Below are 12,394 nucleotides of genomic sequence, written 5' to 3' on the forward strand. Positions count from 1 at the left end.
AGAACAAAAGGTCAACAAAGGATTAAAGCTCTGACCGGAGGTGAGACTATGCTGACCCAGATCAAAACCGCTTTCAGCCGTTCGCAGGCCACGCTTTTGCAGGATGCAGCGGGCGTTGCGTCTTTGGTGGTTATGCTGATGGTTGCCCTTCACCTACCGATGGGGTTCTGACCCTTTCTGCCTGCGATCTCGTGCCGAATGACCCGCGTTTGTCATCCCCATCTATATCAAGGGTGACCTGCCTGTCCCAAATCCCTTGAAGGGGCCTGCCTCGGCCCCACGCGGAATTCCGGATCCCACACGAGACACGCATTGCCTGCCGCCGCCCTTTCCGCCCGGAAGGAGCGGCGGTTTTTTTTATAGCTGACCGGTGTGGATTATTTCGAGCATGGCCGACAATACTGAATTGACGGCAACCGACGCCAAAATCATGCCCATAACACGGCTGATAATTGCCGCGCCTGAATGGCCGATCCAGCGAATGATCGGTTCAGCCAGTAGCATCAGAACAAACGCAATGGCGATTACGGACAGCATGACTAAGGCTGTAATCCCCTGATCTGCCACGCTGAACCGATTGTTGTCAGTCAGAATGACGATCGCCAGCATGGCACCAGGCGAAGCCAGCGACGGCACGGCCAGCGGAAATATCGCTGGGTTGGCCTTGTGCATTTTGTCTTCCAAGTCCTCTTCGGCCTGCCGCTGTTCGATGTCCTGTTTGCTTTCTCCAAAAATCATCGTCAGTGCAAAAAGAAACAGAATTATCCCGCCGGCAACCTGAAATGAATTGAGGCCGATATCCAGTGCTTCGATCAGCAGTTGCCCGAAAACCAGAAAGAACAACAAAACGCCAGCGCTGACCAAAGCAGCCAACAGTGCTGTTTTTCGTCTGGCGGTAACTTCGATGCCCGCTGTGACGGCGATAAAAACAGGGATTGTACCGATCGGGTCAATGACGACCCAAAGCGTGACGAAATGCTCCAACAAATTGTTCAATCCGTCTCTCCCTCAGAATTGGAGTGAGACTAGACGGGTTTGTCAGAGAACACCACGATTACGCGCAATTGGCCTGTTCAGCCTGTTTGATAGCCTCAGACGCTGCTTCGAGCGCCAACAGGATCGAGGCGTGCCGATTCTTGTACTCGCGGGCGGGTATCAGTACCTCAAGCCCGTCAAACGGTGCATCCGGGGCAGGGCCGTTTTTTTTCAGCATGTCAGACAGCTGGTCTCGGGCGGTTTCCACCTGGGCGCGTGTGGCACCTATGATGGCGTTACCCACGACCGAAGCTGATGCCTGGCCCAACGCACAGGCTTTGACGTCCTGACCGTATTCGGAAATTCGTCCGTCCTGCACTTTGATGTCTACCGTTACAGTTGACCCACACAGTGGGGCCCGCTTTTTAACCGTTGCATCGGGGTTATCCAGCCGGTCCAGATGCGGAATATCAGCCGCCAGCGCCAGAATGCGCCCAGAATAAAGCTTGATAAGGTCTGTTTCGCCGGACATGGCTTTCCCTCGTTGGATGTTCCCCATACATAGTGGCCAGGCTCTGGGATGCAAAAGGTTTTTGCTATGTCGCACACTGTCTCGTTCGACCCGTCGACTCTTAAATTCAACGACGCAGGGTTGATACCCGCAATTGCGCAAGACGAAGGTTCGGGCGAGGTCCTGATGATGGCCTGGATGAATGCGCAAGCTGTTGAGCGAACGCTGACATCGGGGCGCGTCACTTATTGGTCACGGTCCCGTCAAGCGTTTTGGGTAAAAGGCGAAAGTTCAGGCCATGTGCAGGAACTCGTTGACTTGCGGATCGACTGTGACCGGGATTGCCTGTTGGTTCTGGTTCGGCAGACCGGACCAGCCTGTCACACCAACAGGCGCAGCTGCTTTTACACAGCTATGAGGGACGGTGCTGAGGTGGAATTGATGTCTCCGATGGAATGAGGTTCCGACGAGAAGCACTCCTTTTATGAGACAATCAAAAATAGTTCTCACAGACCGACCATGGCCCTGATGTCCTTGGGCGAAGCTCCCTCGGAGCGGTACTTGGCGATTGCGCGGGCGTCATCGCGCTTTGCCAGGCGCTTACCGGACAGGTCACGGATCAATTGGTGGTGGTAATAGGTCGGTATCGGCAATCCAAGCAGGGTTTGAAGCAAGACGTGGATTTGCGTTGCATCAAACAGATCTTCTCCGCGGACGACATGTGTAATCTTCTGATCTGCGTCATCCGCGACAACGGACAGATGGTAAGAGCTGCCCATGTTACGGCGCACAAGGATAATATCTCCCACGGATTGCAACAGGGTTTCTGGATCAAGCGAATGATACCCGTAATTAGCGGCACCTGTTTCTTGAAACGATGGTAAAACAATCTCTTCCAGAGATTTCTTTATGTTCAATCGCATGACGTCATTTGGGCCAGCTTCGGACATGAGGCGATGACGGCAGGTGCCGGGATATATGCGCCCGTCCGGTCCGAATTGTGGAACACCTTCCTGCGGCGCTCCAGCGGCCGCTTCAATATCTGCACGGTTGCAGCAACACGGGTAGACAAGGTTCTTTTCGATGAGAATGTCCAACGCCTGACGATAGCGAGCTAATCGGTCTGATTGCCGCATCACGGGCTGAGCCCATTTAAGCCCTAGCCAAGCGAGGTCCTCATAAATCTGGTCTTCCCATTGAATGCGGGACCGGGATTGGTCAATATCCTCAATCCGCAACAAGAATTGCCCGCCATGGGCTACCGCCATGTCGTAAGCCAACAGTGCGGAATAGGCATGCCCCAAATGCAAGGGACCCGTCGGTGAAGGTGCGAATCTAGTGGTGAATGTCACGTTTTATCAAAGCTATATATGTAAAACTTAATGTCTCCTGGTCGCTTTATCATCACGAGGCGAAGCTTGTCACAGGTGACAGACTTGTTTGCCCGGGCATCTTCTCGAAAGACCGTGATACTATGAGATACAGGGTACATGCGAATACTCTAGGCGCAGCCTTGCAGATGCGTCCAGTCAGCAATGAGCCAACCAATCTGTCCAAACGGCTTTAGCCCGGTCTGTATACGCCTTGTAACGGTCCTTGCGGCCCCGTCGCCCGCCTTTGAGGCCATCGACCGGTCGGAACAGACCAAAATTCACATTCATCGGTTGGAACGTCTTGGCCTCGGCTCCTCCAGTAATGTGGTGAATCATAGCGCCCATTGCGCTGTCCTGCGGAACCTCAGGCAGCGGACGGTCAAGGATTTCTGCCGCTGCCAAACGGCCCGCCAGCAACCCCATAGCCGCGCTTTCGACATAACCTTCTACGCCGGTGATCTGCCCGGCGAAACGAATGTTGGGGCGCGACTTCAGCCGCATTTGCGCATCCAACAGGGTCGGCGAGTTGATAAACGTATTGCGATGAATGCCACCAAGGCGCGCAAAACTGGCATTCTCAAGACCCGGAATCATACGGAAAACATCGGTTTGTGCGCCGTATTTCATTTTGGTCTGAAAGCCGACAATGTTGAACAAGGTGCCCAGAGCATTGTCACGCCGAAGTTGCACGACAGCGTGGGGTTTCACATCGGGTTGGTGGGGATTGGTCAGGCCAACCGGTTTCATGGGGCCGTGACGAAGGGTTTCACGGCCACGCTCGGCCATGACTTCGATCGGCAGGCAACCATCGAAATAGCCCGCGGTTTCACCTTCGTGGAATTCTGTTTTCTCGGCAGCCAGCAACGCGTCGATGAATGCCTCGTACTGATCGCGGTCCATCGGACAGTTTAGATAAGCGGTGCGCTCTTCTTCGGTCTCGCCCTTGTCATAGCGGGACTGCATCCAGGCTTGGCTCATGTCTATGCTGTCGGCATAAACGATGGGCGCTATTGCGTCGAAGAACGCCAGCGCCTCGGCTCCGGTTTCGGCACGGATAGCAACACCCAGATCCGGTGAGGTCAGAGGACCAGTGGCAAAAATCCATTGGTCACTGTCGGGCAAAGCTGTCACCTCTTCCGCGGTCACGGACACACGTGGGTGCGCAAGCAGTCTGGCCGTGACGGATTCGGCAAACGGATCGCGGTCCACCGCCAACGCTCCACCTGCGGGCAGTCGATGCGCATCCGCGGTCGACATAATCAGCCCATTAGCGGCGCGCATTTCCCAATGCAGCAAACCAACAGCATTTTGTTCATCGTCGTCCGAACGGAAGGAATTGGAGCACACCATCTCGGCCAGATTGCCGGTTTGATGCGCAAATGTTTCCACTTTTGGCCGCATTTCGTGGATGACAACATCCACACCCATTTCTGCCGCCTGCCAAGCAGCTTCGGACCCGGCCATGCCGCCGCCAACGATATGCAATTTTTGTGTCATGAGCAGCCAAATAGGGCAGAGCACAGTCAGACGCAACGCGCGTTTCGCCAATAATTTGTCTGGGAGTCTTGGGGTCGCCGCTGCGGGAATGTCTACGCCGGTGAGAGAAACCAGCTTGGAGGGACCTTCCGCCCACGGCGACCCAAAAGCACAATCAAGGCCTTAGCCTTGTCCCACCTTTGCCACAGTGTCGCCCCTTTGAAAAGTCCAAAAATGCGAACAGTCATTAAAATTATGCGGAACAATTGCGTTACTGCTGCCAATTTGGCGGTCTTTTTTCGATAAATGCGGAAATACCTTCTTCGGTTTCCCGGTACAGCATATTCTGCGCCATTACGTCCGCAGTATAGGCGTAAGCTTGGTCCAGCGGCATCTGAAGCTGCTGATAAAACGCTTGTTTTCCAATCTTAACGGCTGAGCCCAGTTTCCGGGATAATTGCTCGGCCAGTGCAATTGTTTCCTGTTCCAGCAACGTTTCAGGCACCACTCGATTGACCAAACCCAGTTCAGCCGCGCGTTCCGCGGAAATGAAGTCGCCTGTGGTCAGCATCTCGAATGCGTTTTTGCGCGGGATATTGCGGCTGAGCGCTACCATTGGAGTCGAACAAAACAGCCCGATATTCACTCCGTTCACGCCAAACCGGGTTCCTTCGGCGGCTACAGCCAGATCGCAGGTCGCTACCAATTGGCAACCTGCAGCGGTCGCAATGCCGTGGGTTTGCGCAATGACAGGTTGGGGCAGGGCCTGAACGGACATCATCATTTTCGCGCAACGTGCGAACAAGTCTTCGAAATATGCCTTTCCACCGTCTTCGGCCTGACGGCCTTGAGTCATCTGTTTCAGGTCGTGCCCGGCACAGAACGCCTTGCCTTCGCCGGATAGCACCACCACTCGAATCGTGTGATCCACTTTCAAGGCATCCAGTTCAACTTGAAGGGCGGCCAGCATCTCATCGCTCAACGCGTTCAACCGATCCGGTGCGTTCATCTTTAAATGAGCAATTGCACCTGTGTCGTTACGTTCCAGAATTGCCATCTTGCCCTCCTGCTGGCTGTCGGCCAACTGTAGGGCGGCTAGGCACGGAGGGAAAGCATGTCATTGGCGCTGAACAAAGAAGAATTGACCGCGTACCTGGCTCAGGTTTTTCCGCAGGTTCACAGTGATTTCGTTGTGGAGGATCTGACCGAGTCATCCATCACGATGCGCCTTGTTGTCGAAGACCGCCATTTACGCCCCGGTGGCACGGTGTCCGGGCCGTCTATGTTCGGGCTGGCGGATGTCAGTGTTTACGCGATGATCCTGGCGCGTAAAGGGCGACAATCATTGGCCGTAACGACCAGCAGTTCGATGGATTTTCTGCGAAAACCAAATGGGTCGGCTGATATGATTGCAGAGTGCCGACTGCTAAAGCTCGGGCGGAGTCTGGCAGTTGGGGACGTGCTGATGTTCTCGGAAGGCTCGGACCAACCCGTTGCGCGAGCAAGCCTGACCTATTCAATCCCGCCCGAAGGCTCGGCGGCGGCAGCGTTCGGATAAAAAAGGCCGGGGTAAACCCCGGCCCAGGAAGAGGTCCCAATAATTGGGACTGGGGATAGTTAGTTCATCCAAAAATAGCGTTTGGATTCATTTCGCGCCTGATAGCTGGTTAAACCAACGTCGCGAAGAAGTCTGTCATCCAGGCGACCGAGATTAACACGGCTGCGACGACGTTGTTCCCATTTCGTGACCGACGCCGCAAACCGCACGGCCAGCGCGGCGATCAGCGGCAGCCGTTGACTGTCGTTCAGCAGCAAAAGGGCGGGGTTGTGCATTGCGCGTGTCATTTGGGTATCCTTTCAAAATTGTATTGACACAAAGTATAAATGCTCGGTACATGTGTTTGATACATTCAGGATTGTGTCAAAATCAAAGGAAGAATTGTAATGGATACAATTTGGCCCGAAGCGCTCCCTAAGGCAAAGGGGCCAAAGTATACACTGGTTGCAGATACGATCCGAAAAGCGATAGAAAACAAAACGCTGGAGGTTGGAACAAAGCTGCCTCCGGTGCGGGAGCTTGCCTACAGGTTACAAATCACACCTGGTACAGTCGCACGAGCCTATACCATCCTGACAGACGAGGGATTGCTACAAGCTGAGGTCGGGCGTGGTACATTCGTGGCTCCCCCGAGATCTCCTATTCTGGACGACGTCTGGTCCCGGCAATTGCATCTGCGGGATGACAAATATGACGCCAATGTCAGCCTGTTCAGCCCGCGCCTGCCGGATGTCGGACAGGTCACCTTGATCCGGGAATGTTTGGCCAAAATCGCCCAGGGTGATCCGCGAATGTTCATGAATTACCCTACGCGAGACGCTTATCAACCAGTTCGGCAGACCGTGGTCGAATGGTTGGCGGACTTGCCGCTCGGTGCATTGAATGCCGACGACATTGTGTTGACACATGGCGGTCAAAGCGGCCTGTGTGTGGTATTCCAAACAGTTCTGAAAGGGCCGAAACCAGTCGTTCTGGTCGAGGACCTATCTTATGCCGGGTTCCGACGGGCCGGTGAATTGATGCGCGCCGAAGTGGTGGGCGTGAAACTGGATAAATGGGGCATAAACCCAGATGCGCTGGACCATGTTTTGCGTCACACACAAGCTCAGGCCATATGCGTGTCTCCTGAGGTGCAGAACCCTACGGGTAGTCATTCTCCGCTGGAGAGACGTAAAGAGGTGATCGAGATCGCGCGCCGATACGATCTGCAAATCATTGAAGATGACTGCTATCGCATGGGGGAAGCGCGTGCGCCCAGTTATCGGGCACTGGCACCGGAACGCGGTTGGCATGTGTCTTCGATTTCCAAAACACTTACACCGGCTTTGCGCGTCGGTTTTGCGATTGCACCGAAAGAACGGAGCGGCGATTTGCGTAGATCTGCCGAGTACGGGTATTTTGGTCTGGCGCAACCGTTGGCGGAATTGACCCGATTGCTGCTCAGCGATCCTCGGGCACGACAACTGGCAAAAGACGTACGCGTGAAGATGGGCGAATATGTCCGGGTGGCGGTGAATGCACTTGGCGGGTTTGACCTGAACTGGGATGCGGAGATCCCCTTTGTCTGGCTAAACCTGCCGTCTGGCTGGCGTTCTGCTGCTTTTAGCCGCGCTGCAGAGCGTGAGGGGATTCAAATACGGTCAGCTGACGAGTTCGCGCTTCGGGACGGGCGGGCACCGAATGCCGTCCGCATCGCTGTGAACGGGCACGTTACATTGGACCAATTCGAGGACGCGATGCTGCGGCTGCGCGCATTGCTGGATAACCCGCCAGAGCAGATTAGCGTTTGATGCTTCACTCCAATGGGTCGGGGTCACCAAAAAAGCCAGCTAGATGGGCGATCTTGCCGCTCGCGTCGAGCCGAACAAAGTCATGGCCGGCTACAAAAACGGAACCGTCTGGACCGACCATGTGCCACGTGAAGTGAATCACATCGTGGTGGCTGGTTGGTTTGCTGGTAATCTCAATACGCCCATCTGAGTTTTTGAGGATTTTGCCAATATGAGCAGACAGTTCCTCGCGTCCGTCGACGTCCGCGGTTGGGTCGACATAACGGCCGTTTTCTGCAAAGCAAAATGTCAGCAGATCGAGCCGTTTGTTTGCATCGGATTCTTGCCATGCGGCTCCGTAGTCGCTGATTGTTTGGTGTAAATCTTGCATGGCGGCGCTCCGTAACTGACTTAAAGAATAGTGTGATTATAGCAATCGAGTAGATTTGAGGCTCAGGTTTGGGTGTGCGCTATGGGGTAAAATAATACCTATTTTGTAAGATATTGAAAACACTAATATAAATAAGGATTGATGTCCTTGACGTGCATTTCGACTGCCTCTAAATACCCATCCATCGAATTCGGACCGCACCGGCTTGGGGCGGTCTTTCACATCAAACAGGACTATCCTGCCATGAAAACCTTTTCTGCAACACCTGCAGACATCGACAAGAAATGGATCCTGATCGACGCCGAGGGCGTTGTTCTGGGCCGTCTTGCCTCGATCGTCGCCATGCGTCTGCGTGGCAAGCACAAAGCGTCGTTCACCCCGAACATGGACATGGGCGACAATGTCATCGTGATCAACGCTGACAAAATCCAGATGACCGGCAAGAAGCGCGAAGAAAACTTCTACTGGCACACTGGCCACCCGGGCGGCATCAAGTCGCGCACCAAGCAGCAGATCCTCGAGGGTAAACACCCCGAGCGCGTCGTGACCCAAGCGGTCAAGCGCATGCTGCCTGGCAACCGCCTGTCGCGTCAGGTTATGACCAACCTGCGCGTTTATGCCGGTGCCGAGCACCCGCATGAAGCCCAGTCGCCCGAAGTTCTGGACGTTAAGTCCATGAACAAGAAAAACACCCGGAGCTAATGACCGATGGCTGATCAGATCAATACTCTCGAAGAGCTGAGCGCCGTCGCAGGCGTTGAAACCGTGGCCGAAGAAGTCATCGTGCGTGAACCCGTACGTGACGAGCTGGGCCGCTCCTACGCCACCGGCAAGCGTAAAGACGCTGTTGCCCGCGTGTGGATCAAGCCGGGTTCCGGCAAGGTCACCGTGAACGGCAAAGATCAGGACGTGTACTTCGCACGCCCCGTTCTGCAGCTGATCCTGCGCCAGCCGTTCCAAGTTGCTGGTGTTGAAGGTGAGTTCGACGTTGTAGCAACTGTCAAAGGCGGTGGCCTGACCGGTCAAGCCGGTGCAGTCAAGCACGGCATCTCGAAGGCGCTGCAGCTGTACGATCCGTCGCTGCGTGGCGCGCTGAAAGCTGCTGGCTTCCTGACCCGCGACAGCCGCGTTGTGGAACGGAAGAAATACGGTAAGCGCAAAGCGCGTCGTTCGTTCCAGTTCTCGAAGCGTTAATCGCTGCGGACTACAAAATTCCAAAGGGCTCGCATGTGCGAGCCCTTTTTTATTGGCTGTTTCACAAGTTTATTCTTCGTAGACCAGCTTCCAGCTGCCGTTCTCGACCACGTTGACATAAACCGAGTCTGCGCCCTGATGGTCGTCCGGACCAAAGGTCATGTGGTTGCCAACCAGTTCATCTTGATAGTCCAGAGTCTCCATGGCGGCGATAAAGCTTTCGTGCGTTAAGTCAGGGCCAGCGGCTTCCAAAGCTTTGACCATCATCTCAGCAGCGGAATAGCCAAGCATCGCAAAGCCGACAGGGTCCTCACCAGTCGCGGCTTTGTACTCTTCGATAAAGGCAGCGGGAACTGGCTCGTCTGCGCGGGCCCATAGATCCTGCCAGGATGCGGCTGCATAAAACCCGTCTGTCACACCTCCGGGCACTTTCGCCACAACTGTCAGGAAGCTGGCTGCAGTGCCGAGGAACTTCATATCTTCAAGCCCCATCTTTTTGGCTGTGCCCACAATCGTAATTGCTTGACGTACACCAAGCGCAATTGTGACGATGTCACAACCTTCTTCCTTCAATTTGCTAAGTGAACCAACGAAGTCGGTTTCATCAGGTTTATGAGTGGTTTCGGCGACGAAGTTAATTTCTGCTTCTTCGGCACCGGCTTTGCTGCCCTCTAAAATCTCTTCCCCAAAATCGGTTGGCAGATACATGGTGCAGACGGATTGCGACCCGAACTGCTCGGCCAGATATTTCACACCCACGCGGCTTTGGTCATAATAGGACGAAAATGAAGTGAACTTGTTGTTCATCGGTTCTTGCAGCATTTGGCGCGCGGCGGTCAAAGGGGCGACGTTGGGAATGCCCTTGGGATCCAGCAACTTGAATCCGGCCAGGTTCATCGGTGTACCCAGCGACTGCAGCATTGCGAATACCTTGTCTCGATTCAGCAGCTTGTTGTAGCCCTGCATCGCGCGTGGCATTTGATAGCCGTTATCCTCGACCACGTAACGGATCGTACGACCATGCACGCCACCGTTGGCATTGACCCGGTCGAAGACCACGTTAGCGCCCTTGGTCGCGGGAACGCCAACAGCTGCGAAAATCCCACTAAGGTCATTGACCGAACCAATGACAATTTCATCGTCGGTCACGCCCTGTGTTTCAGCCCATCCCGACGATGCTAAAACGGTTAAGGTGGTTGCGGCGACCAGTCCACTTACAAATTCCTTCATATCTCTCCTCCCTGTGGGCCAAGCCCTGTCTCATGGTACATATCTTCGATTAAATGTGCGTGTTTCTTTTCCACCAGATTACGTTTCAGTTTCATGGTCGCCGTCAGCTCGTCATCATCGGCTGTCAGCAAAACGTTGATCAGGCGGAAATCCTTGATCTGTTCCACTCGCGCAAAGTCCTTGTTTATGGAAACAATTTCGGCGCTGATCAGATCTGTGACCTCAGACGCAGAACAAAGAGACGTGAAATCCGAAAAGGGGATCTTTTGTTCCTGCGCAAATTTCTCCACGTTTTCCTGGTCGATCATGATCAGGGCTGTCAGGAACTTACGTTGATCCCCGATGACAACCGCATCCGAGATATAGGGGCTGAATTTCATTCGGCTTTCGATCTCAGCAGGGGTGACGTTCTTGCCACCGGCGGTGATGATGATGTCCTTAAGACGTCCGGTGATTGTGACGAAGCCTTCTTCATCAATGCGCCCCATGTCGCCGGTGCACAACCATCCGTCAGCCGTAAAGGTTTCAGCCGTTTTCGCGTTGTTGTGCCAATAGCCCTGAAAGACATTCAGACCTTTGATCTGAATTTCTCCTTCGTCCGAAATCCGCAGGTCATTGCCCGGAACGGGTAGTCCGATCGTTCCAATTCTGTTCGCGTCAGGCGTGTTAAGCGATGCGATACCCGAGGTTTCGGTCATCCCGAACCCCTCGACCAAAGGCACGCCGATAGCCCAATACCATTTCAGTAACTCAGGTGAGATCGGAGCAGCTCCAGAGCCGCCGCGCCGCAACTTGTCCATACCCAGCATTCGCCGCAGATTACGCAAAACCAGCCGATCCCATAACCAGAACCGAGCTGCCAGGATTGGTGGAACGGGTTTGCCGTATAGAATGTAGTCCGCCCGTTCCATCCCCACCGCGATAGCCCTGGCAAAGGCTATTCGCCCCGTCGTCGTGGCTTCTTTCTCCATGAATTGTACATGAGAATAAATCTTCTCCCAGACGCGTGGAACGGCAGTAAAGGTATCGGGCGAGACCTCTTGCAGATTGGCAAAGACCGTTTCCGGGCTTTCGGCAAAGTTGACGGTGCATTTCGAGGCGAGCGGGAAATAGATCGAAACGTCGCGTTCAAGAATGTGGCAAAGCGGCAGGAAACACAGCTGCTCATCCGACTCGAAGCCGGGCAACGAATGCGCGCCGGCTTCGATGGCCGCCATGATGTTTTCGTTGCTCAGCATCGCGCCCTTGGGCTTTCCCGTAGTTCCGGAGGTATAAACCAGAAGGGCGGTGTCCTGCGGAGTTGTCAGGGAAATTTCCGCTTCAAACGTGCCGGGTTCTTCAGCCTCTGCCTGTTGGCCAAGGGCGTAGAGGTCGTCGATCATCATGCATCGCGGATGATCGAGGTTATGCAGGCCTTCGTCTTCGAGGATTATGACCTTCAGAAGATCCGGCAACGCGTGTTCAACGGCCAGGAATTTGTCCAGCTGCTCTTCATCTTCGACAATCAGAAATCGGCTGCCGCTGTTGGTGACGATATATTGGACCTGACTGGCCGCATCGGTGGTGTAGATGCCGGACGCGATGCCGCCGACACCCTGAATGCCCATGTCGAACCAAGCCCATTCCTTGCGGTCTTCGGACAGGATCGAGACGACCTCTCCGCGCTTTAACCCTAACTTGCGAAAGGCAAGGCCAATCCACTTAGCGCGTTGCCAGTAGTCGGTCCAGGAATAGGATTTCCATATCCCCAGATCTTTTTCCCGATGAGCTGTACGGGCGCCCAATTCAGCACACCGTTTCTGAAACAGCTCGCTGATTGTTATGCAGCCGTCGACGCGCAATGGTCGTTGGCCCGGCGTGGCATTGAACCGGACGCCGTTGATCGTGACTTGCGGGGGCAGGGGGCTGGCGTCCATC

General features: G+C 54.5%; 15 protein-coding genes. 6 read left to right on the top strand and 9 right to left on the bottom strand.

Going from position 1 to position 12,394, the window contains the following annotated elements; translation table 11 throughout:
• The first annotated feature begins 48 nt into the window (after positions 1-48).
• Positions 49-171 (top strand): hypothetical protein, encoded by a 123-nt coding sequence (locus AC2TDA_RS11190; RefSeq protein WP_480845569.1) that lies wholly within the window; start codon positions 49-51, stop codon positions 169-171.
• Between the two features lie 186 nt (positions 172-357).
• On the opposite strand, the gene AC2TDA_RS11195 is transcribed toward AC2TDA_RS11190, so the two are convergent.
• Together AC2TDA_RS11195 and AC2TDA_RS11200 are read right to left on the bottom strand one after the other, a co-directional pair.
• Positions 358-996: a MarC family protein gene (locus AC2TDA_RS11195; protein ID WP_480845568.1), complete on the bottom strand. Its 639-nt coding sequence runs from the start codon at positions 994-996 to the stop codon at positions 358-360.
• A gap of 58 nt (positions 997-1,054) precedes the next feature.
• On the bottom strand, positions 1,055-1,507 hold the full coding sequence (locus AC2TDA_RS11200; protein WP_480845566.1) for an iron-sulfur cluster assembly scaffold protein: 453 nt from the start codon (positions 1,505-1,507) through the stop codon (positions 1,055-1,057).
• Positions 1,508-1,555: 48 nt separating this feature from the next.
• On the opposite strand from AC2TDA_RS11200, the gene hisI reads away from it, so the two are divergent.
• The gene (gene hisI, locus AC2TDA_RS11205; protein WP_480845564.1) at positions 1,556-1,945 is read left to right on the top strand and encodes a phosphoribosyl-AMP cyclohydrolase; all 390 of its coding nucleotides are present in this window, start codon (positions 1,556-1,558) and stop codon (positions 1,943-1,945) included.
• Between the two features lie 47 nt (positions 1,946-1,992).
• On the opposite strand, the gene gluQRS is transcribed toward hisI, so the two are convergent.
• From gluQRS to AC2TDA_RS11220, 3 genes are all read right to left on the bottom strand, one after another.
• Positions 1,993-2,838, bottom strand: a complete 846-nt coding sequence (gene gluQRS, locus AC2TDA_RS11210) for a tRNA glutamyl-Q(34) synthetase GluQRS (RefSeq protein ID WP_480879292.1) — start codon at positions 2,836-2,838, stop codon at positions 1,993-1,995.
• Between the two features lie 177 nt (positions 2,839-3,015).
• The gene (gene trmFO, locus AC2TDA_RS11215) at positions 3,016-4,356 is read right to left on the bottom strand and encodes a methylenetetrahydrofolate--tRNA-(uracil(54)-C(5))-methyltransferase (FADH(2)-oxidizing) TrmFO (protein WP_480879293.1); all 1,341 of its coding nucleotides are present in this window, start codon (positions 4,354-4,356) and stop codon (positions 3,016-3,018) included.
• Between the two features lie 250 nt (positions 4,357-4,606).
• Positions 4,607-5,419, bottom strand: a complete 813-nt coding sequence (locus tag AC2TDA_RS11220; RefSeq protein WP_480879294.1) for an enoyl-CoA hydratase — start codon at positions 5,417-5,419, stop codon at positions 4,607-4,609.
• Positions 5,420-5,449: 30 nt separating this feature from the next.
• On the opposite strand from AC2TDA_RS11220, the gene AC2TDA_RS11225 reads away from it, so the two are divergent.
• Positions 5,450-5,893 carry a PaaI family thioesterase gene (locus tag AC2TDA_RS11225; RefSeq protein ID WP_480845559.1) on the top strand — a complete coding sequence of 148 codons (444 nt, stop codon included), beginning with the start codon at positions 5,450-5,452 and terminating at the stop codon, positions 5,891-5,893.
• A 59-nt stretch (positions 5,894-5,952) separates the two neighbouring features.
• On the opposite strand, the gene AC2TDA_RS11230 is transcribed toward AC2TDA_RS11225, so the two are convergent.
• Complete coding sequence (locus tag AC2TDA_RS11230; protein ID WP_480845558.1) at positions 5,953-6,180, bottom strand: DUF1127 domain-containing protein; 228 nt, start codon at positions 6,178-6,180, stop codon at positions 5,953-5,955.
• A 99-nt stretch (positions 6,181-6,279) separates the two neighbouring features.
• On the opposite strand from AC2TDA_RS11230, the gene AC2TDA_RS11235 reads away from it, so the two are divergent.
• Positions 6,280-7,683 (top strand): aminotransferase-like domain-containing protein, encoded by a 1,404-nt coding sequence (locus AC2TDA_RS11235; protein WP_480845556.1) that lies wholly within the window; start codon positions 6,280-6,282, stop codon positions 7,681-7,683.
• A gap of 4 nt (positions 7,684-7,687) precedes the next feature.
• On the opposite strand, the gene AC2TDA_RS11240 is transcribed toward AC2TDA_RS11235, so the two are convergent.
• The gene (locus AC2TDA_RS11240; RefSeq protein ID WP_480879295.1) at positions 7,688-8,053 is read right to left on the bottom strand and encodes a nuclear transport factor 2 family protein; all 366 of its coding nucleotides are present in this window, start codon (positions 8,051-8,053) and stop codon (positions 7,688-7,690) included.
• 243 nt (positions 8,054-8,296) lie between these two features.
• Here AC2TDA_RS11240 and rplM point away from each other — a divergent pair, with 243 nt between their 5' ends.
• Complete coding sequence (gene rplM / locus AC2TDA_RS11245) at positions 8,297-8,755, top strand: 50S ribosomal protein L13 (protein ID WP_480845553.1); 459 nt, start codon at positions 8,297-8,299, stop codon at positions 8,753-8,755.
• 6 nt (positions 8,756-8,761) lie between these two features.
• Positions 8,762-9,247 carry a 30S ribosomal protein S9 gene (gene rpsI, locus AC2TDA_RS11250; protein ID WP_480845552.1) on the top strand — a complete coding sequence of 162 codons (486 nt, stop codon included), beginning with the start codon at positions 8,762-8,764 and terminating at the stop codon, positions 9,245-9,247.
• A 69-nt stretch (positions 9,248-9,316) separates the two neighbouring features.
• Here rpsI and AC2TDA_RS11255 read toward each other — a convergent pair whose 3' ends face one another.
• Positions 9,317-10,477: an ABC transporter substrate-binding protein gene (locus tag AC2TDA_RS11255; RefSeq protein ID WP_480879296.1), complete on the bottom strand. Its 1,161-nt coding sequence runs from the start codon at positions 10,475-10,477 to the stop codon at positions 9,317-9,319.
• Positions 10,474-12,393 (bottom strand): AMP-dependent synthetase/ligase, encoded by a 1,920-nt coding sequence (locus tag AC2TDA_RS11260; protein ID WP_480879297.1) that lies wholly within the window; start codon positions 12,391-12,393, stop codon positions 10,474-10,476. Before AC2TDA_RS11260 ends, AC2TDA_RS11255 begins: the two co-directional genes overlap by 4 nt.
• Position 12,394: the final 1 nt, after the last annotated feature.

It is taken from the genome of Ruegeria sp. HKCCD6426, from assembly GCF_057221115.1.

Excerpts from the sequence above, each read along its gene's own strand:
- AC2TDA_RS11240 (WP_480879295.1), bottom strand. The coding sequence starts at position 8,053 with ATGCAAGATTTACACCAAACAATCAGCGACTACGGAGCCGCATGGCAA.
- trmFO (WP_480879293.1), bottom strand. The coding sequence starts at position 4,356 with ATGACACAAAAATTGCATATCGTTGGCGGCGGCATGGCCGGGTCCGAA.
- AC2TDA_RS11225 (WP_480845559.1), top strand. The coding sequence starts at position 5,450 with ATGTCATTGGCGCTGAACAAAGAAGAATTGACCGCGTACCTGGCTCAG.
- rplM (WP_480845553.1), top strand. The coding sequence starts at position 8,297 with ATGAAAACCTTTTCTGCAACACCTGCAGACATCGACAAGAAATGGATC.
- rpsI (WP_480845552.1), top strand. The coding sequence starts at position 8,762 with ATGGCTGATCAGATCAATACTCTCGAAGAGCTGAGCGCCGTCGCAGGC.
- hisI (WP_480845564.1), top strand. The coding sequence starts at position 1,556 with ATGCAAAAGGTTTTTGCTATGTCGCACACTGTCTCGTTCGACCCGTCG.
- AC2TDA_RS11190 (WP_480845569.1), top strand. The coding sequence starts at position 49 with ATGCTGACCCAGATCAAAACCGCTTTCAGCCGTTCGCAGGCCACGCTT.
- AC2TDA_RS11235 (WP_480845556.1), top strand. The coding sequence starts at position 6,280 with ATGGATACAATTTGGCCCGAAGCGCTCCCTAAGGCAAAGGGGCCAAAG.
- AC2TDA_RS11260 (WP_480879297.1), bottom strand. The coding sequence starts at position 12,393 with ATGGACGCCAGCCCCCTGCCCCCGCAAGTCACGATCAACGGCGTCCGG.
- AC2TDA_RS11200 (WP_480845566.1), bottom strand. The coding sequence starts at position 1,507 with ATGTCCGGCGAAACAGACCTTATCAAGCTTTATTCTGGGCGCATTCTG.
- AC2TDA_RS11230 (WP_480845558.1), bottom strand. The coding sequence starts at position 6,180 with ATGACACGCGCAATGCACAACCCCGCCCTTTTGCTGCTGAACGACAGT.
- AC2TDA_RS11255 (WP_480879296.1), bottom strand. The coding sequence starts at position 10,477 with ATGAAGGAATTTGTAAGTGGACTGGTCGCCGCAACCACCTTAACCGTT.